Source organism: Aquabacterium sp. (assembly GCF_036273115.1).
Taxonomy (GTDB): Bacteria; Pseudomonadota; Gammaproteobacteria; order Burkholderiales; family Burkholderiaceae_C; genus Aquabacterium.
This window is the reverse complement of record NZ_DASUIN010000029.1, coordinates 39,276-64,431: the sequence shown is the minus strand read 5'-3', so window position 1 is coordinate 64,431 and position 25,156 is coordinate 39,276. Positions and strand designations below refer to the sequence as shown.

Annotated in this window: 14 protein-coding genes; 2 read left to right on the top strand and 12 right to left on the bottom strand. The window is 63.1% G+C overall.

Features of this window, described 5'->3' with window-relative positions; genetic code table 11:
* Positions 1 to 9: 9 nt before the first annotated feature.
* From VFW72_RS13255 to VFW72_RS13225, 7 genes are read right to left on the bottom strand one after another with little or no spacing between them, the layout of a single operon-like run.
* Positions 10 to 783 (bottom strand): SDR family NAD(P)-dependent oxidoreductase, encoded by a 774-nt coding sequence (locus VFW72_RS13255; RefSeq protein WP_329675006.1) that lies wholly within the window; start codon positions 781 to 783, stop codon positions 10 to 12.
* Between the two features lie 14 nt (positions 784 to 797).
* A complete protein-coding gene (locus VFW72_RS13250; protein ID WP_329674777.1) occupies positions 798 to 1,343 on the bottom strand; it encodes a DUF3833 domain-containing protein in 546 nt (181 codons plus the stop codon).
* On the bottom strand, positions 1,340 to 2,653 hold the full coding sequence (locus VFW72_RS13245) for an MFS transporter (protein ID WP_329674776.1): 1,314 nt from the start codon (positions 2,651 to 2,653) through the stop codon (positions 1,340 to 1,342). Before VFW72_RS13245 ends, VFW72_RS13250 begins: the two co-directional genes overlap by 4 nt.
* Positions 2,654 to 2,655: 2 nt before the next feature.
* Positions 2,656 to 3,240, bottom strand: a complete 585-nt coding sequence (locus VFW72_RS13240; protein WP_329674775.1) for a chalcone isomerase family protein — start codon at positions 3,238 to 3,240, stop codon at positions 2,656 to 2,658.
* A gap of 15 nt (positions 3,241 to 3,255) precedes the next feature.
* Positions 3,256 to 4,530 carry a cyclopropane-fatty-acyl-phospholipid synthase family protein gene (locus tag VFW72_RS13235; RefSeq protein ID WP_329674774.1) on the bottom strand — a complete coding sequence of 425 codons (1,275 nt, stop codon included), beginning with the start codon at positions 4,528 to 4,530 and terminating at the stop codon, positions 3,256 to 3,258.
* The gene (locus VFW72_RS13230) at positions 4,527 to 5,291 is read right to left on the bottom strand and encodes a DUF1365 domain-containing protein (RefSeq protein WP_329674773.1); all 765 of its coding nucleotides are present in this window, start codon (positions 5,289 to 5,291) and stop codon (positions 4,527 to 4,529) included. Before VFW72_RS13230 ends, VFW72_RS13235 begins: the two co-directional genes overlap by 4 nt.
* Before the next feature lie 11 nt (positions 5,292 to 5,302).
* The gene (locus VFW72_RS13225) at positions 5,303 to 6,613 is read right to left on the bottom strand and encodes an NAD(P)/FAD-dependent oxidoreductase (protein ID WP_329674772.1); all 1,311 of its coding nucleotides are present in this window, start codon (positions 6,611 to 6,613) and stop codon (positions 5,303 to 5,305) included.
* Between the two features lie 118 nt (positions 6,614 to 6,731).
* On the opposite strand from VFW72_RS13225, the gene VFW72_RS13220 reads away from it, so the two are divergent.
* Positions 6,732 to 7,355 carry a helix-turn-helix domain-containing protein gene (locus VFW72_RS13220; RefSeq protein WP_329674771.1) on the top strand — a complete coding sequence of 208 codons (624 nt, stop codon included), beginning with the start codon at positions 6,732 to 6,734 and terminating at the stop codon, positions 7,353 to 7,355.
* Here the strand turns inward: VFW72_RS13220 and VFW72_RS13215 are convergent.
* A complete protein-coding gene (locus VFW72_RS13215) occupies positions 7,331 to 8,080 on the bottom strand; it encodes a 4'-phosphopantetheinyl transferase family protein (protein WP_329674770.1) in 750 nt (249 codons plus the stop codon). The genes VFW72_RS13220 and VFW72_RS13215 overlap by 25 nt on opposite strands.
* Before the next feature lie 119 nt (positions 8,081 to 8,199).
* Here VFW72_RS13215 and VFW72_RS13210 point away from each other — a divergent pair, with 119 nt between their 5' ends.
* The gene (locus tag VFW72_RS13210; protein ID WP_329674769.1) at positions 8,200 to 9,063 is read left to right on the top strand and encodes a cupin-like domain-containing protein; all 864 of its coding nucleotides are present in this window, start codon (positions 8,200 to 8,202) and stop codon (positions 9,061 to 9,063) included.
* Positions 9,064 to 9,106: 43 nt separating this feature from the next.
* On the opposite strand, the gene VFW72_RS13205 is transcribed toward VFW72_RS13210, so the two are convergent.
* The 4 genes from VFW72_RS13205 to VFW72_RS13190 form a co-directional block, all read right to left on the bottom strand.
* Entirely contained in the window at positions 9,107 to 10,201 is a 1,095-nt protein-coding gene (locus VFW72_RS13205; protein ID WP_329674768.1) for an SGNH/GDSL hydrolase family protein, read from the bottom strand.
* Positions 10,171 to 11,061, bottom strand: coding sequence for an alpha/beta fold hydrolase (locus VFW72_RS13200; RefSeq protein WP_329674767.1), 891 nt, complete (start codon positions 11,059 to 11,061; stop codon positions 10,171 to 10,173). The genes VFW72_RS13205 and VFW72_RS13200 overlap by 31 nt, the downstream gene beginning before the upstream one ends.
* Positions 11,058 to 11,777, bottom strand: coding sequence for a serine aminopeptidase domain-containing protein (locus VFW72_RS13195; protein ID WP_329674766.1), 720 nt, complete (start codon positions 11,775 to 11,777; stop codon positions 11,058 to 11,060). The genes VFW72_RS13200 and VFW72_RS13195 overlap by 4 nt, the downstream gene beginning before the upstream one ends.
* 88 nt (positions 11,778 to 11,865) lie before the next feature.
* On the bottom strand, positions 11,866 to 24,903 hold the full coding sequence (locus VFW72_RS13190; RefSeq protein WP_329674765.1) for a non-ribosomal peptide synthetase/type I polyketide synthase: 13,038 nt from the start codon (positions 24,901 to 24,903) through the stop codon (positions 11,866 to 11,868).
* Positions 24,904 to 25,156 lie beyond the last annotated feature (253 nt).

Below are 25,156 nucleotides of genomic sequence, written 5' to 3'. Positions count from 1 at the left end.
GATCAGGGCTCACAGGCCGGTGGCGCGTTTGACGAGGGCGAAGTACAGCGAGTGTGGCAGCATCCGCATCAATTTCAGCCACCAGGTGAAGCGCTTGGGGAAGTGAATCTCGAAGCGTCCTTTCTCCCACCCAGACAGGATGGCCTGAGCGGCCTGCTCGGGGGTGAGCAGGGCGGGCATGGCGAACTGGTTCTGGGCCGTCAAAGGTGTGGCCACGAAACCGGGATTGATGATGGAGACTCCCAAGCCCTGGTCGTGGAGATCCAGGTACAGCGTGTCGGCCAGATGTTGCAGCGCCGCCTTGGTGGGGCCATAGGCCAGTGAATTGGGCAGTCCGCGGTAGCCGGCCACACTGGCGACCAGACTGAGGTGGCCGTGCCCTTGTTTCAACAGAATCGGCAGCACGGCGTCGAGCAGGTGCCAAGCCCCGGTGAGGTTGACCTGCTGATGTTTCAGCGCCTCGTCCAGGTCCATCTCGGTGGCGCGCATGGGGCGGTAGTGGCCAGCGCAGAACAACACCAGATCCAGCCGGCCGGCGCTCGCCACGATCGACTGCGCGGCCTGCTTCAGTGCCTGCCGATCGGTCACGTCCACCGGCAAGGCGTGGCTACCTGGGTGGGCCTGCGTGAACTCATCCAACGCCGAAGCCGAGCGGGCCGACACAATGACGCGGGCACCGTGCGCATGCAGGGCATGAGCCACGGCTCGCCCAATGCCCGTGGAGGCTCCGACCAGCCAGACCACCTGGCCAGACCAGTGGCGGATGCGAGGGTTGAGAGCCATCAATGCCATGGGGTTCACAGTCGGGTGAAGGACAAGGTGACCTCGCCCAGGCGAATGCCGAACTTGCTCATCACGGCCTTGTTGATCATGGTCTTGTCGTCAACCAGGAACATCCAGTCGTCGAACTGCACATGCCAGACCCGGCCATCTACTGGCAAGGCGAGGGTGTAGCCCCAGCGCAGGGCGTTGCCCGCAGCCTCTCCCGACGCTTCTCCCACCACGTCATCGGCCCTGCCGCTGTAGCGACCTTGCCCATGGTCGGTGAGGTGCCACACGCGTTGCTGCTTGGTGCCGTCACTGTAGGTGAAGCGTTCATCGAGCGTGCCTTGGTTGCCCTGCCAGGTGGCCTGCATGTCGACCACGAAGCGCTTGACCACGCGGCCCTGCCGGTCGGTGAACACGCCATGTGCCCGCACGGGGCCGTTGAAGTATTGACGCAGATCCAGGCGAGGTTGCTCTTGAGCGTAGTCCTGTACCTGGGGGCCTGCGCAGCCGCTCAGGTTGAGCGCCATCATGCCGCCGAGTGCAGCGATGGCCGTCAGTCGCGTCCAGCGATTCATGGCTGTCCTTTCAAAATGGGGTAACGGCGGCTGGCCGCCACCAGGCTTGCGCCTGCGGCGACCTTGAACACGCAAGGCAGTACGCCGTAGGTCCATGCCAAGGCCGACAGGTTTTCAGGGGTGGAGACGCCCGTCTTGAAGCCCAGCCAGCCCAGCAGGGGCAGAGCCAGGCCCGAGGCCAGCGCGAGGTTGAGCTTGGTGGCGGCCGTCCACCAGCCGAAGAATTGACCCTCGTCCTGTTGGCCTCGCCCCGACTGATGAATCAGTCCGGTCAAGATGGCCGCCGGAATCGTCAGGTCTGCCCCCAGGGCCAGACCTGTGAGAACACAAACGACTTCGAAGGCCAGCGCGTCACCAGGCCCCAGGGCAGGAACCGCGCAGAAGGCTGCGACGCTGAGTGCCATGCCGACCAGCCAACTGGGCACCAACCCCCAGCGCTTGACCAGTCGTACCCACAGCGGCAGCCCAACGGCTGCTGCCAGGAAATAGCTGGCCAGGAAGACGGGTTCCCATTCAGGGGCTTGCAAGCTGTCGCGCACAAAAAACGGCAGCAAGGTCGCCGGCATGGCACTGGCGCTGCCGTTGAGCAGAAACACGACCAGCAATGCGACGAAGGGGTGGTCACGCCACACGGAGTGGTGGGAGATGGTCGATGCGGGCACAGCCTGCGATGTCGCATCAGGCGTACCGCCACGGATCGGATTCAAATGGAATGGCAACAGGTGGTGCGCCAGGGTCTGGTGTAGGGTCCATAAGCCCAGGACCAGGGCCAGGGCCAGAGTGATCGAAGTGGCTTGCAAGCCAGCCCAACCCGGCAAGACGCTGGCCAGCAACACGCCTGCCAGCGCGGCACCTTCACGCCATGCCACCAGGGCGGTGCGTTCCTGTGGCTGCCCACCCCAACGTGCGGCCCAGGTCTGATGGACGATGGAAACCAGGCTGAACGCGATGTAGGTCACCACCAGTGCGCTTGCCAGCCAGACCAGCAATGCCGTCTGCTCGCCCTGCGGGGGGGCCCACAGGGCCGCAAAGCCCAGGGCCATGACCGCTGCACCCAAGCCTGCGGCTTGCCAACTGCGCCTGGGGTTGCGGGCAAACAAGCGATCGGCCCATCGCCCCAAGGCCGGGTCGATCATGGCGTCCAGCAGGCGGGTCATCAACAGCAGCGCCCCCAGGGTGGCCAGTGGGACGGCGTGGTGTTCGGCGTAATGTCGAGGCAGCAGCACATACAAGGGCAGCGATACAAAGGCCAGGGGGAGCCCCAGGAGCCCGTAGCGCCATCCGCTTTGGTGTGCGCTGGCCGCTTGCATGCTTACTTCTGCCCCAACAAAGACGAACGCAGGGCGGGCGCCGATGTGCGTGGGGACAGCCAGATGCCGAAGAACAAGCGCGCGAACTCCTTGTCGTTGATCGCTGCGGTTTGCTTGCCGTTGAAGTAAAAGCGAACGCCACCGCGGCCGTCGTGCACGCCGGTCAGGCGGTCTTGTGCCTGCACACTGGGGAAGGCCTGTGTCATGTGCGCCAGCCAGGCTTTCGACTGGCTTTCGGTGAAGGCGCCGACGCGCTCCATCTCGGCAATCGATCGCTCGGCAATGGCGGGGCCGTCGAGCTTGCGGGCGTATTGCAGCTCGAGTGCAAAGGCCGACTTGTCATACCCATCAGCCTGGAAGCTGGCGGGAGCCCACAGGCGTGCCTCGTACACCAGCAGACCGAAGAAGCGCAGGGCACCTTGGCCGATCAGACGCACCGCTTCGAGTGTGGTGTGGACCTCGCTGGGAATGCTGGGCGAGGCAATGGGTGTGGCGATGTTCATGGCAGAGGTGCTCACGGGTAGTAGCGTCGCGATGGCCAGGACAGCCTGTCGACGGCTGAGGGTGTGTGGACGATGCGCAGACATGATGGATGGGTGTGTTCAGTTTCCGGGGCGGCGCAGCGTGAACTGCATGACATCGGTGTTGCCGTGGTCGAAGGCGGCTTCGCAATACGCCAGGTAGAAAGTCCAGATGCGAACGAAGCGCGTGTCAAAGCCTTGCCGAGATACATCGGCTTCCCGGCTCAGGAAGGCATCGCGCCAGCGGCGCAAGGTCTCCGCGTAGTCGCGACCAAAGGCCAGGCGTTTTTCCACCACCAGGCCCGCCTGTTTGGCCATGGCTTCGAACTGAGAGGGGCTGGGCAACAGCCCACCGGGGAAGATGTACTGCTGAATGAAGTCGGTGGACTTCACATAGCGGTCAAACAGGTCGTCACGAATCGTGATGGTCTGAACGCAGGCCTTGCCACCTGGCTTCAGGCAACGGCGAATGGTTTCGAAGTAGCTGGGCCAGTATTCACGCCCCACCGCCTCGAACATTTCGATGGATACGATGGCATCAAAGGGCGCGGACTCGTTTTGCTCGGCCAGATCGCGATAGTCCTGATAGCGGAGGTCGGCCAGCTCTGAGAGACCGGCTGCGTGCAGACGATCTTGCGCCCACTTCAGTTGCTCTCGTGACAGCGTCACCCCCGTGACGTGAGCTTGACGCTCGCGTGCTGCCAGTTCGGCAATCGCTCCCCAGCCGCATCCAATTTCAAGGACACGGTCGCCGCGTTGCACGCCGGCCTCATCCAGCGCACGCAGCATCTTGGCTTGCTGGGCGGCTTTCAGATCATGCTGGCTCAATGCCTCGCCCGTGCGCCCCTCGAACCAGGCGCTGGAGTAGTTCATGGACGGGTCAAGCCACAGTCGATAGAAGTCGTTGCCCAGGTCGTAATGGGCGTGAATGTTCTTCTCGCTGCCTTTGCGCGAATTGCGATTCATCCAGTGCTTGACGCGATACAGCAGTGAGCCCCACCAGGAGCCGTAGATGACTTTTTCGATGTGATCGCGGTTGGCAATGAACAGCGACAGCAATGCGGTCAAGTTCGGGGTGTGCCAGTCGCCATCGATGTAGCTTTCCGCAAAGCCGATATCGCCCGACTTCAAGGTGCGATCGAACACCCGCCAGTTCTCCAGGCAGATGGTGGCGCGCAGGTCATCGTGCTGTTCAGAGCGGTGGGCCGGGAAGGTGCTGTGCTGCCCATCGGGCCACTGCACATCCAGGCGGCCAACAGCCAGGTTTTCGAGCATGCGAAACACGGTCCTGGCCGCAGCGGGCGCTTGAGACGGCAGGCGACGGGTAGCGGTGGGGGTATGGACGGAGGTGTTCATCGTGTCACGAAGCGCTCGGGCGCATCAGGTTTGTGAAAGAACGGAACGCGTTTGAGGACCAGACGCAGGGCATGCCAGTGAATGCGTGCCACCACGCCCAAGGTCATGAAGGGGGTAGCCCAGAAAGCGGCCCAGGCTGCCCTGGCGGTGAAGGGCTGCAACTGCCCACTCATGCTGGTTTGAATCAGGGCCCCTTGGTCGTCGTGCAGGTCCACGCGGGCCAGGACCCGGTTCGCCGAGACGTCGAAGCGGAAGGTGTAGTGGCCCTCGACCCGGCAGAACGGTGAAACATGGAACACCTTGCTGGCCGTGATCGCTTGATTGGGCTGTAGATCGGGACCGGTCAGCAGATAGCAGTGGCGCTCACCAAACGTGTTGTTCACTTCGGCCACCACCGCCAGCAACTGCCCACTGGCGCTGTAGGCGTACCAGAAGCTCACCGGTTTGAATGCATGACCCAGCACGCGGGGGTAGGTTTGCAGCCAGATTTCACCATCGGCGTCGTGGAGGCCTTCGCGTTGCAGGAGAGACTCGATCCACGCCAACGCATCGCGGCCACCCTCGCCGTGGTCGCGATCATCAAAGGTGATGAGGCCCCACTTGCGACGCGGCACGCTCCAGCCCGCCTGCCGCATCGGCAACATCAGGAAGTAGGTGTCGTAGGTGAACTGATGCTGACGTGGGCGCAAACGCTGGTGCCACACCTGGCCGCGCGCCAGCATGGCTTGCGGAGCAGGGAGGGAAACGGGGGCGTTTGCCATGGCCAGGTTCCTCACGCGGCTTGACGCGCTGCAGGCCGCGACAGGCGATCGATGATGCCTTGGGCGGCCAGGCGTCCTGCCTGGAATCCATCCTCGTGGAAGCCGTAGCCGCACCATGCGCCGGCAAACCAAGTGTGTTCCTGGCCCTGAATGTGAGCCAGTTGTGTTTGAGCGTCAATGGCGGCCTGGTCAAACACGGGATGGGCGTATTCGATTTCCTGGATGACCTGCTGAGCCTCAGGCTCCCGTACCGGGTTGAGCGAAACGATGACAGGTGTTTCCCATGGCAGCGGTTGCAAGCGGTTGATGAGGTAGTGCAAGCACACACGCGCATCCTCAATATGGGGTGACGCGGCGCGTTCATAGTTCCAGGCAGCCCAAGCCGACTGGCGTTGCGGCAGCATGCGGGTGTCGGTGTGGAGAACGGCCCGATTCGGTTGGTAACGAATGGAGCCCAGCAGGAGGCGTTCGGCCGGCGACGCCTGCGGGCCCAGCAAAGCCAGTGCCTGATCGCTGTGGCAGGCCAGCACCACCGCATCAAATTGCTGGGGCCCTGCTGCGGTGTGAACGGTCACGCCCTGGGCTTGCCGGGTGATGGCTTTCACCGGTGTCTGAAGGCGAACATCGCGCAACTGCGCCACCAGTTTGCTCACGTATTGGCGCGAGCCCCCCGCCACGGTGTACCACTGAGGGCGGTTGGCGATTTGCAGCAAGCCATGGTTGTGGCAGAACCGGATCATGGTGGCCATGGGGAAGCGCAGCATCTGGGCCGTGGGGCAAGACCAGATGCAAGCCACCATGGGCAGGAAGTAATCTTCGCGGAAGGCCTGGCTGAAGCGCTGGCTGTCGAGGAATTCGCCAATCGATTGGGCCAGCGCCGCGTCGCTGCCCTTTTCGGCCAGTTCGGTCGTCAGTCGGTTGAACCGCACGATGTCAGCCAGCATGGACCAGAACCGTGGGCGCAGGAAATTGCCGCGTTGCGCGAAAACCGTGTTGAGCGAGTGACCGCTCCACTCAAGGCTGCCTTGACCGCTTTTGCTGGGAGCCTGAACAGAAAACGACATTTCAGACGGGGCCTGCTCCACGCCGAGTTGTTCAAACAGGTCGATCAGCCCCGGGTAGGTGCGCTCGTTGAATACGAGAAAGCCAGTGTCGACTCCGTGCGTGATTCCCTGCAGAGTGACGTCCACAGTATGGGCGTGACCACCGAAGTGCTGGCCCGCTTCGAACAACGTGACCTCCAGCGGATGGGCGCTGCGAGACAAATGCCAGGCAGCGCTCAACCCGCTGATGCCTGAACCGATGACTGCAATGCGTGACATGAGGGGCTCCCTGCGTACGAAGACTTAAAAATGAACTTATGAGTTCAAATAGTAACTCAAAAGTATCTACTTTGCACGTGCGGGTCATTTTCCTGGCGAGCTGGTCTACAATGCACGCATGGCACGGCTTTCCTACAAAGAACAAGTTCAGCGTTTGCGAGAGGACTCGATCGTCGAGGCCGTCAATCGTTTGCTCGCGACCAAGGGCTATGACAGCATGACCGTCGACGAGGTGGCGGCTGAAGCCGGCATCGCCAAGGCCAGTCTGTACAAGCACTTCGCCTCCAAGGAAGAGCTGGCCGCGGCCGCCATGGTGCGGGCGCTGGATCGAGCCATCGCTTTTGTCGATGGACTTCGGCAGCGGGGGGAGGGCTCCGCGCTGGATCAGCTCAAGGCTGTGGCGCGCTGGGCCATGGAAAGCCAGCTCGTAGGCGAGATGCCTTCCTTGCCCTCGCAGAATTCGTCGCTGACAGCGTCTTTGCTGTCCAACGAGGCGTATATGGATCGGCTGGTTGATCTGAGCAACAAGCTCGGCATCTGGATCACCCAGTCGCAAACGGGCGGGCTGCTCAATCCAGATTTGCCTGCCGACATGATCTTGTACACACTGTTTGCCCGAGCTTGCGACCCGGTCGTGGCCATGCTCAAAGCATCAGGCCAGTACACCGATGCACAGATTCTCGAGTGGGCGTTGACCAGTACGTTTGACGGTCTGGCTCAGAAGCACAAGCCCGCCGCCTGAGGCTCGACGAGAGCCAACGCCCCCAGCAAAAGGGGAGGCGATTGCTGCTCGATCTGCGCAGACACATCCAGGCTCACCACGTTCATGTGGCAGACACCGCCCTGCGGGACCGCGATCCCGACGCGGGTGGCGGTGGGGTGGATGCCGGCTTCAAAACCATGGGGTTCAATCAGCAAGCCGCTGCCCAGAGCCTTTAGGCAAGCTTCCTTGCGAGTCCAGCACCGAAGGAACCCAAGGGCCTGCTCGTCGACGGGCAGCGCCCGCAGTGCGTCGTTTTCGCGCGGCGTGTAGTTTTGCTGGGCCAGCGTGGCCCAATCGCTGATCGGGTGCCAGCATTCCAGATCGACCCCGATGGGGTGGTCTGGGTGGAGGGCAATCAAAGCCCAGTCGTCGCTGTGGCTGAGGTTGAAGTGATAGCCGCTACCGCGAAGGTGCGGTTTGCCGTGGGGGCCTGTTTCCAACACCACCCCACCGGGCAGGCAGCCCAGTGCGCTGGCCAGGAGGTGCCGAAGGGCGAGGTGGCTGACACGGTAGCGTCGGGCGTCGCGTTCGAAGCGGAAGCGTGCGGCCCGGGCTTGCTCATGCACGGACAGCACCTGTTCATGGCCTGTATCGGCTTGGCGCAAGTCGATCAACCAGAGCAGGGAGTCGAACGGGGCCCTCAGGGGCAGGCAGGCGGGGGGCTCACGCATGCCGGCAGTATCGGCCAGAACGCGGGGGCGCATGCATTCGATTAGGGGGGGCATGGGCGCAAATTTCTCCCCATTCGATGTTCAATTCCCCTACTATTCGAAATGTTTTGTTGTATCCAAGTGTTTCCCTAAAACGCAGGTAGGAGAGTGGCGTGGCAAGGTGTTTCAATGAGCAGTTCCGTCCCGAGTTGATGGACCGTCAGTCGTTCAAGTTTGGGCATAACTTGCTAGACCATCCTGCGCTGACCTTGGCTAGCCTGTCTGAAGTCATTCCCGCCTTGCCTCAGTCTCAGGTCATGTACTCCAAGCAGTTGCTTGAGACCGGCGCTGACTTTGAAGGCACCTTTAAAAAGCGCCCCCAGGATGCATCGATTGAAGAGGTGATCGACCAGATCCGCATCCGTGACTCCTACATCATGGTGCGCCAGCCAGAAAAGCACCGGGCCTTTGCCGACTTGCATCGGGCTTTGATTGACGAGGTGGCCGGTGTGCTGCGGCAGCGGGGCGTGAAGCCCCATGTCATCGACCCTCAGCTTTATCTCTTCATTGCCTCGCCCAACAGCATCACACCGTTTCACATCGATCGGTATTCGACCTTCCTGATGCAATTTCGCGGCACCAAGCAAGTGTGCGTGCACCCGCAATGGGACCAGCGAGTGGTGTCGGCCCCCAACGCCGAGGCCTATGTGGCCTACCAGAACACGAAGCTGCCCTGGTCGCCTGAGATCGACAAGTTGGGCATCACCTGGGATTTCTCTCCGGGCGAAGCCTTGCACATTCCCTTCCTGGCGGGGCACCACGTCAAGAACGGGCCCGACGATGTGTCCATTTCCATGTCCATCATCTTCAACACGGAAGAAAGCATGATGTGGCGCCGGGCTTATCGTTTCAATCATGCCATTCGCAACCGAATGGCTCGATTGGGAGTCGAGCCTCATCCGGTGGGCGATCGACGTTGGCTGGATGTGGCCAAGTCAGGCATGGTGATGCTGCGCGACAAACTGGCGCAGGGCTGAGCGGGCGCGTTTGACGAGCCCGGGCTGAAGAGGCGGGCTCACCTCAGCGGCTCTGAATGCCTTTGGACGTCAGGAACTGGGCCATGTCCTGTTCGCTGATGTCGGCAATGCCCAGCTGGAAGGCTTGGTTCAACTGCTGAACCAAAGCCTGGCTCCACTTCAGGTTCCAGATGGTGCCGGCGTGGCCGTCGCCCACGGTGGCGTGGTCAGGGCTGTCACCTTGGGTATTGGGTGTGGGCCAACGACCCGCCACGGTCACGACTTTGTAAGCGGGTTTGCCATCGGCCGTACGGCCACCCCAGTTTGACTGGAACCAGGCCTGGTCATCAAAGAAGGCCAGCTTGGGGTGGCTGGCTGCGAGTTGACGCAAGGGGCCATTGAAGGCCTTCAGGCCCATGGCGATCTGCCGCATCGATTCGGCGTCTTGCCATTGACCAGTCAGCGGCGCCCAATGGCTGTTGTCAAACAGGCCGACCAGCACAATGCGGGTTTGCGGGTGCTTCGCCTGAATCATGGACACCGCCTGCTTGTAGCGGTTGACACAGTTGTCGACCTTGGTCATCAGGGCAGGGTCTTGTCCATTGCGGGCCCACGTGGTCAAGGCGGTGCGTGTACCGACGTCATTCACGCCGATGCGGATGACCACCACACCCTTGCTCCAACGCTCGGGCGCCTGGTCCATCAGCGCGAGCAACTGGTGCACCATCTGGCCTTGAATCAGGTCGTCGCAAACGGCGCCTGAGACGGCAAAGTTATGGCGGAAATCCATCTTGCGGGGGTAGCGTCCGTCCAGGCCGATGGCCTCTTGGGCACGCGCCACGATGCGACGTGTGCCCCAACTGCCCCATGGCCCCAGGTCAATCTGCTCGCCTCGCAGTTGCGACAGGATTTCGCCCCATTGCCAGGTCTGCGCCCGATAGGGGCCACCTCGATCCGGCCCGCCCGGGGGAAACGACAGCTCATCGTGGTAGGAGTGGCTGTCCGAGTCGCCCAAGATGGCCAGGGGAATACGGGTGTCGGTGGCAGCGGCTTTCGGTGCCAGCGGCGATGATTGCGACGAGGTCCATAAACCCAGAAAGCCGCCTGCGGTGGCCAAGGCGGTGAGGATCAGCGCGACGGTGGATTGGCGAATGTGCATGCCCAGGTTCCAATGCGGGTGATGACGTGCTGTTGTGCGTTCAAACGGGTCAGGGTGTGGTCGATGGTGGGCATGTACTCCACCGTCACCCCTTGGGCGAAGGCGTGTTTGCCGAAGGCATCGTGGAACTGACCTGAGTAGTTGTAGTACCAGTGGATATCGCCCGAGAACATCATGAAGTGGCGCGCCCCACGATCGGCCAGTTTCTGCATGGCCGCGACGTATTCGGCTTGCGTGGGATGGCGGTTCGAACCGTAGTCGACCACTTCCTGCCCCTTGCCGAGGGCGTTGAGCTTGAGCGCGCCGAACAGGCGTTGGAGGGTGGCTCGCCCGTTGAACAGCAAACCTTTGAGGGCGCGCATCAGCTTGCCGCCATAACGGCGCACTTGCGATTGCCAGGTGTGGAAGGTGTAGCCGTCGAGCATCCAGGTGCCCACAACACGGGGGTCGCGCTGCGCAAAGTAATAGGCCGCCACAGCCCCAGAGCAAATGCCCGCGATCACAAAGCGTCGAATGCCAGTTTGATGCGAGACCACGTCGAGGGCTTCACGCAGGTCCACCATGACTTGCTCTTCTTGTGAATGCACGCCGGAAGCAGGGCGGCTGTCTCCTTGTCCAGACAGGTCGAAACGCAGGCTGACAAAACCGCGTTCGGCCAGATGGCGAGCCAGTTTGACGTTGAAGCGATGGGGGCCCATGCGTGACACCACGCCCGCATTGAGCATGATGAAGGCCACCTCTTTGGGGGCACCACTTTGTGGCTGACACAAAGTGCCCACCAGCCGGTGGTCGCTGCCAAAGATGCAGACCGATTCGACGTGAGACGACTCGACGGGCGGGGCGACGATCGGGGCGCTCATGATCGGGCGTCCTCCAGCAGTTTGCTGAGCGCTTGCAGGGCCGCAGGCGGTACCAACGATGTGTTCAACGCTTCTTCTGAAGTCCAGTCAAAAGGTACTTGCAGCGCCTGATGCCGCAGCGACGGTTGAGTGGCTTGGGCATGTTGAACGGCAGCAGCCAGTTCGATGTCGTCGGGTTGACCAAGTACCGAGGTGGTCCGAACCGGTGTGGCGCGTGTCAGGAGTCGGGGGGTGACCTGGGCGATGTCCTCGAGCAAGTCTGAGCTCATGGCAAAACCCAAAGCCTCGCCTGATGGTCGTTCAGATGCGGGCGGCAATGACAGCCCGCCTCGAGCCACGCTGCGCGCGTGGTCGAGTGCCAGTTGGGCCAGGTAGGCTTGGCCGTCCAGAATGGGCTCCCACAAGATCAGCTGATCCAGCGAGCCGGACAAGCGAGTGGCCGCCTGATGGGCGACCGTGGCGCCCAGACGTGCCCCGATCCACGCGACGCGATGGCAGCCGCTACGCTGGCGCAACTCGCGGTGCGCGGCCAGCACATTGTCAGACCAGAGGTCGAGTTGACCGATCAGGTCGTCGCCCTCCGATTCGCCTGTGCCGACGTAATCGAAGCGCAGCACGGCCATGCCGGAGCGTGCCAGGCGCTCGGCCAGCACTTTATAAAAGCGATGCAAGCGCACTGCTTCCTGACCGAATGGGTTGCATAAGAGCACCGCCATGCTGGGCCCTGTGGCTGGTGCAGGGGGGTGGTAAACGGCGAAAAGCGAGGCCTCGGGGCTGCCGAATCGAAAAGGGATCATGGACACATCAAGGCAACAACTTGCCCACCAATTTGCGCAGCCAGCCCGATTCCGTGGTGGGAGCAGGTGATGAAGTCTCGGCCTGTTGGGGCGCTGCGCTGGCCGTTCTCGGCGAGCCTGCCAATTGAGCCAAGGACGAGAAGATCAACTGGCGAACGGTGAGCGTCATGTTCAGCCGCTGGTTGATTTCTGCGATGGCCCGCATGGCGAGCAAGGAATGGCCGCCCAGGTCGAAGAAATTGTCGGCGGTGTTGATCTGATCCACGCCCAGCAACTGGCTCCACACCTCGGCAATGACCTTTTCCTCTTCAGACTGAGGGGCTTGCGCCGCAAGGCCGGCAGGGGCGGCATGCGCCGCCTGAGGTTGAGGCAAGGCGTGGCGGTTGACTTTGCCATTGGGCAGCAGCGGAATGGCATCGAGGGCTTCGAAATGCTGCGGCACCATGTAGTCCGGCAAGCTGGCGCGCAGGTGTTCGCGCAGGGCTTGAGCACTGGGCATGGTGTCGGTGGGCACGATGTAGGCAACCAGGCGAGCGTCGCCCGGGCGGTCTTCGCGCACGATTACCACGTTGCGTGCCACGCCGGGGCAATGTGCCAGCGCGGTTTCGATTTCGCCCAACTCGATGCGATGGCCCCGCACCTTGACTTGGAAGTCCAGACGCCCCAGGTGTTCGATGGTGCCGTCCGGGCGCCAGCGACCGCGGTCACCCGTGCGGTACAGACGAGCGCCGGGTTCGTTGCGGAAGGGGTCAGCCAGGAATCGTTCGGCCGTGAGTTCGGGGCGCTTCAGATAGCCTTGGGTGACGCCATCGCCGCCGATGTAGATCTCGCCGGGCACGCCAATCGGGCAGGGTTGGCCGTGCGCATCGAGTACCTGAATCTGTGTGTTCGCAATCGGACGGCCAATGGTGATGAGGGCCTCTGCACTGTCGATGCGGGCGCAGGTGGACCACACCGTCGTTTCGGTGGGGCCGTACATGTTCCACAACTCGCTGCAGCGCGACAGCAGTTGGCGAGCCAGTCCCGGTGTCAGGCTTTCACCACCCACCAGGGCCTTGAAGCCACGCTGACCGGACCAGCCCGCTTCGATCAGCATGTGCCAGGTAGCTGGAGTGGCTTGCATGACGGTGATGTCCGCACTGTCGATCAAGGCCTGAATGGCGCGGCCGTCCAGTGCCTGGTCGCGGGTGGCCAGCACCACCTTGGCCCCTACGCTCAGGGGCAGCAGCAGCTCCAGCACGGCGATGTCGAAACTCAGCGTGGTCACCGCCAGCAGGCGGTCTTGGGCTGTCAGACCTGGCTCGCGTGCCATGCTCGTCAGGAAGTTGACCACGGCACGGTGCGGCACCATCACCCCCTTGGGTTGGCCGGTCGAGCCCGAGGTGTAGATCACGTAAGCAGTGTCTTCGGGACGGGCATCGTGCTCGCTGTGGCTGGCCAGGGGGGCGTCGCTTTGCGCCGCGATTTCTGCCGCATCGGTGTCGAGCAGCAATTGGCGGTCGCGTGGCCAGGGCATCACATCCAGCAGGCTTTGCTCGGAGATCAGCAGGGACAGTTCGGCGTCGGTGCTCATGTACACCAGACGCTCGGTTGGATAAGACGGGTCAAGCGGCACATAAGCGGCCCCCGACTTCAGTACCGCCAACTGCGCCGTCAGCATGTCGACCCCGCGTTCGACGCACAGGCCCACCAGGCAGCCACGCCCAATGCCACGCTGGCGCAAAACGCGGGCCAGGCGGTTGGCGCGGCCATCGAGATCGCGGTAGCTCAATTGCCCCCAGCCTGGATGCAACACAGCGGGCGCATCAGGGCTGCGTTGAACTTGCGCTTCGATCAACTGGTGTGTGCAGGCGTGGCGATCAAAGGTCTGCGCGGTCTGGTTCCAGCCGCTGATGAGCTGACGCTCGCTGTCTGGCAGCAAGGCGTAGCGGTGCAGCGGCGCGTCAGGCTCGATCTCCAGTTGATGCAGCAAGGCCTCGATGCGCTGACCCAGGCGTTTGATGGTGCTGCCATCGAGCACGTCGGTGTTGTAGGTGAAAACGAACTCGATCTCGTCGGCCGTTTCCACGCACCACAGGCCAATGTCTTGTGCCGACCCGAGAATGGGCGTTGCCATGCGGTCATGCTCGACATTGCCCCAGTGAGTCTGGCGATCGCGTGCATCCTGATACGAGAACGAGACCTGGTAGATCGGTGAGTAACTGCTGTCTCGGGGGACTTTCAGCTCTCTGACCAGATGCTCGAATGGCACCTCAGGGTAGGAGAACGATTCGACCACCATGTGGTGAACCTGATCGAGCCAGGCACCCATGCGCTGTTCGGGATCGATCTGCATGCGCATGGGCAGCATGTTCACGAAGAAGCCCATCAAGGGCTCCAGCCCCGGCTGTTCGCGACCGCGCACCGGGGTGCCCACCACGAAGTCACGTTGCTGACTGATCTGATGCAGCGCCAGAGTGAAGGCAGACAGCAGGGTCACGTACAGGGTACGGCCGCCGCGTTGGGCTTGGGCACGGAGCGCACGGGTGACCTGGCTGCCCAGATTGAACTGGATGCAATCACCTCGACCCGACATGACGGCAGGGCGAGGGCGATCCAGGGGCAACTCGATCGGGTCCGGCAAGGGGCTGAGCTTGTTGCGCCAGTAGTCGGTCTGGCGGGCCAGTTCGGGGCCGCTGAGCCATTCCTGGTGCCACGCGGCAAAGTCGCCGTAGCTGACAGAAATGGCTGGCAACTGCGGCGCGCGCCCGGTACGACAGGCCTCGTACAGCTCGGAGATGTCCTGGTAGAAGATGTCGAATGACCAGCCATCCCAGATGAGGTGATGGGTCTGGAAGAAGAATGCGTGCTCGGTGGGAGACAGGCGCCACAGATGGGCGCTGAACAAGGGCCCACGCTCAAGGGCGTAGGGTGTCTCCACCAATTTTTTAACCGCGGTTTGCAGTTCGGCTTGTTGGACGGGCGCGGGTCGGTCGCTCAGATCGGTGAACGGCAACTGGAAGGCCAGGCTAGGCAAGACGCGCTGGCGAGCGCCCTCGGGGGTGCGCTCAATGACGGTGCGCAGCACGCTTTGTCGCTCGATGAGCAATTGCATGGCACGCTCGAAGGCCGCGACATCCAAGGGTCCATGCAGCAAATGGCCTGATGGTGTGTTGTGCGCCACGGTGCCGGGCGACAAGGTTTCCAGGAACCACAGTCGCAACTGCATTTGAGACAGGGGCGCATGCGACTGATCGGCCCGAACGGGGATCACCGCCGTGCTGGGTTGCGCATCGGACGCGGGTTTGTGCCCCAGAGCCTGGGCCAGGGCAGCGGGTGTGGGGGCTTCGAAAATGGCGCGCAGGGCAGGGCGGAACCCCACCACCTCGATCAAGCGGCTGGCCAACTTGGCAGCCAGAAGCGAATGCCCACCCAGTTCGAAGAAATGGTCGTTGGCGCCCATTTGCGCAACCCCCAACACCTCCGCCATCACATGGGCGATGGCGCGTTGCAGGTTGGGATCGGCGGGCGGGGGCACCGGAGTTGAAGCAGTTGCCGAAGTGTCAGGGACCAGGCCCGATGAAGCAGGCACCGCGTGCGCCACAGCTGCCGGCGCGGGCAGCGACTTGCGGTCAATCTTGCCGTTGGGCAGCAGCGGCATGCTGGCCAGCAGCAAGATGTGCTGGGGCACCATGTAGTCGGGCAGATCGGCCCGCAGCGCCTGGCGCAAGGCGGCGGTGTCCACGGCCGCACCGGGCTGCGGCGTCACGTAGCCCACCAACTGCATATCGCCTGGGCTGGCCTCGCGGGCGACCACCACGCTTCTGGCCACGCCAGCTTGTGCGGCCAACCTGGCTTCGATCTCGCCCAACTCGATGCGGTAGCCGCGAATCTTGACCTGGAAGTCCAGTCGGCCCAGATGTTCCAGGGTGCCCTCGGCGCGCCAGCGACCCAGGTCGCCCGTGCGGTACAGGCGGGCGCCCGGTTCGGTACTGAAGGGGTCGGGGACGAAACGGTCGGCGGTCAGCTCGGGGCGTTTGAAATAGCCGGTGGCCACACCCTTGCCGCCGATGCAGATTTCGCCTTCTCCCCCGATGGGGCAGGGTCGCATCTGCTCGTCCAGGATCCAGACCTGGGTGTTGTCGATCGGCAGTCCAATGGTGATTTTTTGCTTCGCATCGACGATGCGTGAGAGCGTGGACCATACGGTGGTTTCCGTAGGGCCATACATGTTCCACAGTTCCACCCCCTGCGCCAGCAACTGCTCGGCCAGGGATGGGGGCAAAGGCTCTCCACCACACAGCGCTTTGAAGCCTTGTGGGGCTCGCCAGCCGGCTTCCAACAGCAGGTGCCAGGTGGTGGGCGTTGCCTGCATGAAGGTGATGCCGTCATGGGCGATCATCTTCGACAAGGCTTCGCCGTCCATGGCGTCTTCACGCTGGGCCAGCACCACCCGCGCGCCGCTGATCAGTGGCAGCATCAGTTCCAGCACGGCAATGTCAAACGACAAGGTGGTCACGGCCAGCAGGCGGTCGTGCGCAGTGATGCCGGGCTGGCGCTTCATGCTGGCCAGGAAGTTGCACACCGCAGCCTGGGGCAGCACGACCCCTTTGGGTTTGCCAGTGGAGCCCGATGTGTAGATGACGTAGGCAGTGGCGTCGGGGCTGTAGGCACGCAGCGGTTGCGGTTCGCTGGTGGCGGCCTGCTGAATCAAGGCCGCGTCATCGTCCACCCGAATCTGCTGGGTGCGCGGCACACCCGCGCGTTCAGCATGGGCCGCCTCGGTGATGACCCATTTCACACCGGCGTCTTCGGCCATATAGTGCAGTCGGTCTTTCGGGAAGCCCGGATCCAGCGGCACATACGCGGCGCCGGTTCGCAAAATGCCCATCAAGGCCGGGATCATGTCGGGGCCGCGGCTCAGGCACACGCCAATGCGGTCTCCTTCACCCACGCCGCGCGCGATCAGCAGGTTGGCAAACTGGTGAACGCGGTGGCTGAGTTCACGGTAGCTCAGCTGCATGCCTCGGGCTTGAACGGCAACCGAGTCCGGGGAGGTCTGAGCCTGGCGTTCGATCCATTGCTCGACGCGGGCATGTGGATCGAAGGGGGCGTCGGTCTGGTTCCAGCGCAGCAGGGCTGGCTCCAGCTCTGTCAGCGGTGAGGCGGCCGCCGAAGCGGGGGCGGCGCACAACTGCCCCACCGCTTGCTCCAGGTTCTGACTCCATTGTTCGCAGGTGGCGAGCAGGGCATCGACCAGGCTCTGGGCTCGCTGTGGGCTGAAGAACTCGGTGCTGTAGTGCAGGTCGAAGGTCAGGCCATTGGCTTCTTCATAGAAATTGAAGAACAGTTCGTTGAGGGTGCCGCGCTTGCGGCCCTCGTGCATGGCCGCACCCAGCGGCGCGAAGCCAGACAGGTCGACCTTGGGGTTCAGGTTGAAGAACACCCCGGTGAAAGGGGCGCGGTCGCCAGAACTGGGCAAGCCCAAAGCTCTGGCGACCGTGCCTTGTGTGGCCAGGGGGTGTTCCAGCGCATCCATCAAATGATGGCGCACACGTGCCAGCAAGGACACGCCGGTGTCCTGATCCTGGCAGCTCAATCGCAGGGGCAGGTCGAGCACGCCGTCTGCCATCAACGGGCCATGACGCTGCAGGCTTTGACCCGCGTAGGGAATGCTGACCACGAATTCGTCTTGCTGGCTGGCCTTGTGGAGCACGGCGCTCACGGCGGTCAGCAGCCATTGGAAAAGCGTGGCACCACGCTGGCGGGCGCTGTCACGCAGTGCGCCTACCTGGGTGATGCGGGCGCGGATGGTGTCGGCTGCGTAGCGTCGGGGTTGGGGTGGCATGCGGTCACCGAGTGACAGCAGGGCCGGTGGGTTCTTCAGTACCGATTGCCAGAACTGCAGCGATTCCTTCCCGTCGGCACTGGCCATCCGGGCTTGCTCCTGCAGACCAAAGGTCAAAGGCGACTCGGCCGATTTGAACTCGGGTACCTTGCCCGCCACGCGTGCCTGGTAAGCCACGGCGAGTTCGGCGTTGAACACGCTTGACGCCCAACCGTCAAAGATCAGGTGGCTGGCCACCAAGTGGACCACCTTGCGCCCGTCGGACAGGTGGAGCAGGCTGGCCGCAGCCAGAGGAGCGTGGTCCAGCGGGAAGCTGCGCAAGCTGGCTTCGCTGCAGAAGGTGTCGAGCGCCGCATCGGCGTTGGGCTGGCCGCGCAGATCGATCTCGGCCACCGCGATGGGGGCGGGCGGGTTCAGGATCTGTCGGGGTTCATCCAGATCGAATGACACGCGGAACGCTTCGTGGCGACCCAGCACGTCTTGCATGGCCTGCATGAGTGCCGGCACATTGACGTTGCCCGACAGGCTCACGCAGAAAGACTCGTTCAGTGCAAGTCGAGCGCCGTCGTCGAATGCTGCTGCCAACCAGCGCTCGGTCTGGCCAGCCGTCAAAGGGGCCTGAGTCAGGCCGGTGGGTGCACCACTCGATGCGATCGACGGGGTTTGTGCCTGCGGTGCGGGCAGGCCACCACCGGGTGGCGTGCTGCCATCGCGAGGGGTGATGAAGCCCAAAGCCATCAGCTCATCCAGGCATTCGATGAAGACATCGGCAATGCGGTTCGTGATGGTGTCGTCCATCGCATCGGTCACGAAGTGACCGAACTGCTCGTACAGGTGCAGGCCTTTGAAGCGGGCCAGGTAGTAGAACAGGCTGATGTCACGCTGGTTCTCATCCCAGGCCAGTCGCCACAGGGTGGCGCAATGCACCGCCTTGACGGGCGCACGGCGCTCGGCAAAAGCGGCATTCAGCCGATCGATCATGCGCTGGGTGCGATCGTTGAGGGTTTGGTAGAAGGCTGGACCACCGTCGTGGATATATTGCAGGGCCGCCTTCGCAGAGGCCAGTGCCAAGGGGTGGCGCACGAAGGTGCCCGCGAAGTAGGTGACGCCTGCTTCGGGGTAAGAGTCGTCGCCATATTGCCAATGGCCGCCATCCAAGGCGTCAAGCCAATGGCTGTTGCCCGCAATGGCGGCAAAGGGCAAGCCGCCACCGATGACCTTGCCATAGGTGGAAATGTCTGACCGAACGCCATAGAACTCTTGGGCGCCACCGCGTGCCACACGGAAGCCGGTGACCACCTCGTCGAAGATCAAGGCGCAACCGCTGGCGTCTGCAATCTCGCGCAGACCGCGAACAAACTCGCGAGGTTGGATAGTGGGGTATTTGTTCTGGATAGGCTCGGTCATGATCGCGGCCAGTTCGTGGCCGTGCTCACGCAGGTACTTCAACGAGTCGTCGCTCGCCCAATCCAGCACGATGATGTTCTCCACCGCGTTGGCCAGGATCCCTGGGGCAGCCGACAGCGAGCGCAGCTGCTTGGTGCCACGCACGATCACCTCGTCAAAGATGCCGTGGTACGAGTTGTTGAAGATGGCAATCTTCTTGCGACCCGTCACGGTGCGCGCAATCCGCATGGCGCCCATCACGGCTTCGGAACCGGTGTTGCAGAAGGCCACGCGTTCCATGCCCGTCATCTCGGACATCAGCTTGGCGACCTCGGCGGTCAGCGGGTGCTGCGGGCCGATTTCCATGCCGGCTTCGATCTGCTCGTGCATGGCCTTGACGATGTAGTCGGGCTGATAACCCAGCAGATTGGCACCGAAGCACGACAACAGGTCAATGTACTGGTTGCCGTCGAGGTCCCAGATGTAAGCGCCTTTGGATCGGTTGGCTACGATCGGGTAGACCAGGTCTTTCCACAAGGGGTTGAAGCCGGTGACCACGCGTGGGTCCGACATCACCTTGCGGTTGGCCTGGCTGAAGGACTTGGACTGGCCGGTGCGCTGGTTGTAGCGGCGAATGAAGTCATCGACCCAGGCTTGCTGGGCGGCAGTGAAGTGCTGGTTCTTTTCCAGCACGATGCGAGCCGACGCGCCAAAGGGCTTTTCAACCAGGGCTTTGATGCCAGGTTGGGCGTCGGTCTGCTCAGTCGAGGGGGCCGGTGCTGTGGCCGTGGGGGGCACGTTGGCAGAGGCCAAAGGCAGGGCGGTTGTGACCGCAGCCGTCACGGCGGGCGCCATCGGCTGACCCGACAGCAGCGCCAATTGTTGCTGCATCAGCTGCATCTGCTGCTGAATGAGTTGGTGTACCGCGGAGCCTCCGGCGACGGGTGCCATGGGCATCATGGCGGGAGCTGCCATCACGGGCATGCCCACCGCCAGCGCGGGCGCGCCCATTCCTGCCGCTTGCGGCTCGGGTGCGGGCGGCGGCGCGAACTTGTCGGCCGGCAGTTCGTGGTCGAGGTGCGCCACGAGCTTGCCCAGGGTGTCGAGGTCTTCTGTCAGACGACGGAAGCGCATCTTCAGACCGAACACCCGCTCGAATTCCAAAGTGGCCTGTGTCATCGACAGGGAGTCCAACCCCATGTCGACAAAGGTTGCGTCACCGCTGATGGCGTCCGGGGTGAGGCCCGACACATCACAGATGATGCGGGTGACTTCTTCTTGAAGGCGGGGGAGGCGGCTCATGATCTTGGCGGTCTGAGTCTGAAGAGGGGCAGGGGCTTCGCTGGCAAGCGCAGCCGCTGCGGGTGTTTTGCGTTGGAACCAGTGGCGCTCACCCATGAAGGGATAAGTGGGCAAGCTGATTCGGGGCGAGGAGGCGCTGACGGGCCAGGCTACGTCCACGCCCAGCGACCAAAGCAGGCCAAAGCCTTGCAGGGCGGTCAGGGCGGGATCTGCGGCCTGCCCGACCGGGCCAGACAGCGGGACCACGGTGGCGGGTTTGCCTTGAGGCGTTTTGTACTGACGTAACAAGGCTGTCAAAGCCTGGGCCGAGCCCACTTCAATGAACACCGTGTCGGCTTGCTGCAATTCGGCTTCAACCGCACGGCGGAACTGCACGGTTGCCCGCACCTGCTGCGCCCAGTATTGGGGATCCGTGGCCTGCTGCGCTTGCAAGCGCGCGCCTGTCACGCAGGAATACATCGGCACCTCAGGCGCCTTCAGGGCGGCAGCCTGCAAAGCCGAGGCCACGCGCGGCAAGGCGGGCTCCATGCTGGCGCTGTGGAAGGCATGTGACACCTTCAGGCGCGTGGTGCCGATGTCTTGTGCCTCGAGTTCTCGTGTCAGCGCGTCGATGGCATCAAAGTCACCGGCCACCACGGTCAGGCCGGGGGCGTTGTCTGCGGCAATTTCGACCCCGGCGGGCAGACGGGCGGCCACGGTATCGGCTGTGGCGCGCACGGCCAACATGGCCCCAGGGCGTTGCTCGAACATCGCCTGGCCCCGAGCAATGACTGCCGTGAGGGCTGCTTCCAGGCTCATCACGCCCGCCCAGCATGCCGCCGCGTATTCGCCAATGCTGTGGCCGATCATGGCGGCCGGGCGAACACCCAGGCTGTCGAGCCAGGCAGCCAAGGCGTAGGACACGCTGAACAAGGCTGGTTGCGCGTAGCGAGTCTGCGCCAGCAGGGCGCCCACGTCGGGGTCTTTCGGGTCAGCGTGAGTCAGCCAGGCCAGCAAGTTCGCAGGGCCTTGTTCAGTCGGTGTCAGCAGAGGCGCCGCGATGTCAAGGCAGCGGTCCAGGGCTTCACGGAAAGCAGGCAGTTGTTCGTACAGGCTGCGCGCCATGCCTGGGTGCTGTGAGCCTTGGCCGGGGAACAGGTACACGACCCGTGCCTGGTTCAGCGCCTGCCGTCCAGCGGGCCGGGCCTTCATCAGGGCACAGGCCTCTTGCTTGGAGGCTGCCACCACCACATGCCGATAGCGCATGGCCTGACGGCCACGGGTCAAGGTGGCCAGTACCGCATGAGGGTCGAGGTCAGGCTGACGTTCCACGAAGTCAGCGAGGTCCACCATGCGTTGTGACAAAGCCGCCTCGGTGCGGGCCGACAAGGGCCACACAATCGGCGTGGGGGGGGCGGCTTCAATGGTCCGCGATGCTGGCAAAGACACCGCGCGGGTCGAGTGGGCTGGCTCAGGCGCCTCTTCCACGATCACGTGGGCATTCGTGCCGCCGACACCAAAGGAACTCACACCAGCCCGCCGAGGGGTTTGTTCTCGTGGCCACGGCGTAGCCTGCCCTACCACCGTGAACGGCGTGTCGCCAAAGTCGATGTTGGGGTTGGGGCGCTCGAAGTGCAGCGTGCCTGGAATGACTTGCTTGTGCAGGGCCAGTGTGGTCTTGATCAGACCAATGACACCCGCACCCGCGACCAGGTGACCCAAATGGCCCTTGACCGACCCAATGCGGCTGAATTGCTTGTCGGTGGTGTCTTGCGACCAGGCCTGGCTCAGCGCTGCGACCTCAATCGGGTCACCCAAGGCCGTGCCCGTGCCGTGCGCTTCGACATAGCCAATGCTGCGGGCGCTCACCCCGGCGTGGTCCAGTGCCATGCGAATGGCCTGCGCCTGACCCGTCACACTGGGGGCGGTGAAACTGGCCTTGTCGCCACCATCGTTGTTGATGCCCACGCCCTTGATGACGCCGTAGATGATGTCGCCATCGGCCTGTGCATCGGCCAAGCGCTTGAGCACCACCACGCCGCCGCCGCTGGCAAACAGGGTGCCGGAGGCTTGGGCGTCGAAGGGGCGGCAATGCCCATCGGCGGACTCCATGCCGCCTTCTACATGCAGATAGCCGGCTTCTTGTGGCACGACCACGGTCATGCCGCCCGCCAGCGCGACATCGCACTGGCCGCTGGCCAGGCCATGCCAGGCCTGGGTGACAGCCACCAGCGAGGTAGAGCAGGCGGTGTGGATGCTGAGCGCGGGGCCTTTGAGGTTCAGGCGATTCGCCACACGGGTGGCGACATAGTCTTTCTCGCTACCCAGCATGACGCCAAACTCGCCCAACTGCTTGACGAGTTCCGGGTTCTCCTGCCGCATGGCTGGCGTGTAGGTGTTGTTCGCCACCCCCGCATACACCCCGAAGCGATCGTGGCTTTGTGATGGATCGATGCTGGCGTGCTCCAATGCCGTCCAGCACAGTTCGAGGAACAGTCGCTGCTGCGGATCGAGTACGGTGGCCTCGCGCGCCGAGATGCCGAAGAAGGTGGCGTCGAAGCGATCAGCGTCTTCCAGCACGCCACGCGCAGCCACGAAGTTCGGACGGCTGCGCATCTCTTGCGGCACGCTGGGGTCGAGTTCATGCGGCGCAAAGTGGCGAATGCCTTCACGATTTGCCAGCAGGTTGTCCCAGAACGCGTCCAAGGTTTTGGCACCCGCTGTGCGTACCGCCATGCCCACGATGGCAATGCCTTCGACGGGGTGGTCGGCCTGGAAGCGCCGCGTGTGGCTGCTCGCGTGGGTTTCGGTCAGCAGTTGGGTCAAGCCCTGCACCGTGGGCCGATCGTAGACTTGCGCCACACTCACTTTATGGCCCAGCTCCTTGAGTCGGGCCACGAAGCGCAGCACGAGCAAAGACTTGGCCCCCAGATCAAACACATTTGCCTGCTCGTCGATGTCGCTCAGGCCCAGTAGCTCCTGCCAGGTTTGTCGAATGGCTTGCAGTGGTGTGAGTGTTTGGCCGGTCACTTCGGCGCGAGCCACAGGCAACGGCAGATTGCGACGGTCAATCTTGCCGCTGGGCGTGGTGGGCAAACGTGGCAGCACCATGTACTGCACCGGCACCATGTATTCGGGCAAGCGAGCGCGCAAGTGCTGTTGTAACTGACCGCGCAACTCGGGACTCAGTGTTGAACTGGCATCGGTTGGTTGCGCAGGGCTGTGGCGCAGCACGAGGTGGCACATCAACTGGCGGCCCAGGCCGGGCAGCACGGGTGCGCTGACCACCGCATCCTGAACCTGCGGATGCTCCATCAGCGCGACTTCGATTTCGCCGGGCTCAATGCGGAAGCCGTCCACTTTGAGTTGTTGGTCTGCACGCCCCAGATAGGTCAATACCCCTTGCGGGTCACGGCGAACCAGATCGCCGGTGCTGTACCAGCGGCCTGTCAGACCCGGCACTGAAGCCAGAAAGCGCTCTTGCGTGAGGCTGGCTTGTCCCAGGTAGCCGTGGGCCAGGGTTTCGCCGCCCAGCAGCAATTCACCTTCAGCTTGTTCCGTTACGGCGCCAGTTTCCGGGTCGCGCAAGGCAATCTGAACGTGGGGCAGCGCCGAGCCGATGGGCGGGATGGCGGGCCATTGGGCCGGATCGATCGGCAACTCGAAGGCCGTGACCACATGGCTTTCGGTCGGGCCGTAGTGGTTGTGCAAGACCGCGCAGTCGAGCCGTTGAAACAGCTCGCGAATCGCGGGGGTGATCTGCAGTTGCTCGCCCGCGCTGACGACGTCTTGCAAAACCAGCTGACCAGGCTGTTCCCGGTCTGCTTCAGCCAGCATCTGCAGTGCCACGTAGGGCAGATACAGGCGTGTCACCTGGTGGTGAACCAAAGCCTGGTGCAGCAGATTCGGGTCGCGGCGGTGCGCTTCGGGGATCAGCACCATCGTGCCTTGGCAGGCCACGGTGGAGAAAATTTCCTGAAAGTGCACGTCGAATGACAGCGGTGCGAACAACAAGGTCGTGCACCGCTGGCCCAGGCGTGGGTGGCTCGCGTGCCAGTTGATCAGGTTCCGCAAGGGAGCCTGCCCCATGGCCACCCCCTTGGGGGCGCCGGTAGAGCCTGATGTGAACAACACGTAGGCCAGGTCGGGTTCACTGGCAAACAGCTCGCTGCGTGCCGCCAGGGCGTCGCTTGTTTGCGGGGAACCCAACGTCAGGCGGACCTGAGCCTGTTCGAGCATGGACTGGATGCGCTCGGCCGGATAGCCCTGGTCCAGTGGGACGTAGGCCAGTTCGGCCTCCACCGCGGCGAGGATTCGGATGATGGTTTCAGGCGAGCGGGTGGCGGCAATCGCGATGCGGTCGCCGGGTTGCAGGCCTTTTTGCCGTAATTGCGCAGCCAGATCCAGCACCGTTTGCTGCAAATCGGCGTAATTCAGTGCCCCCTCGGCCCAGACCAACGCAGGGTGTTGTGGCGACTGGCGGGCAGCCAGATGCAGCCAATCACGCAGAGTGTGGGCGGGTAAAACGCTGGACGTTGCGGCAGTAGGCATCTGGACCTGCGTGAAGGTTTGGCTGCAAGAGGGCAACGATGCGCAGGAATAGTGCGGACCGTTCTCCCGGGCTCAACAGGCAGTTTGTTTCGTGTTTGTTTCAAATACTAACGCTTGCAGCGTGGGCTTTCGATATGCGGAACCTGAAACAGGGGGGTGATTTCTTCACTTTTTCCCGAGCTGTGTAGAGTGCACATTTTTCTGTGGCTCAAGGCAGACTGCCTGCTCCCTAATTCTTGGGGGTGGGGTATTC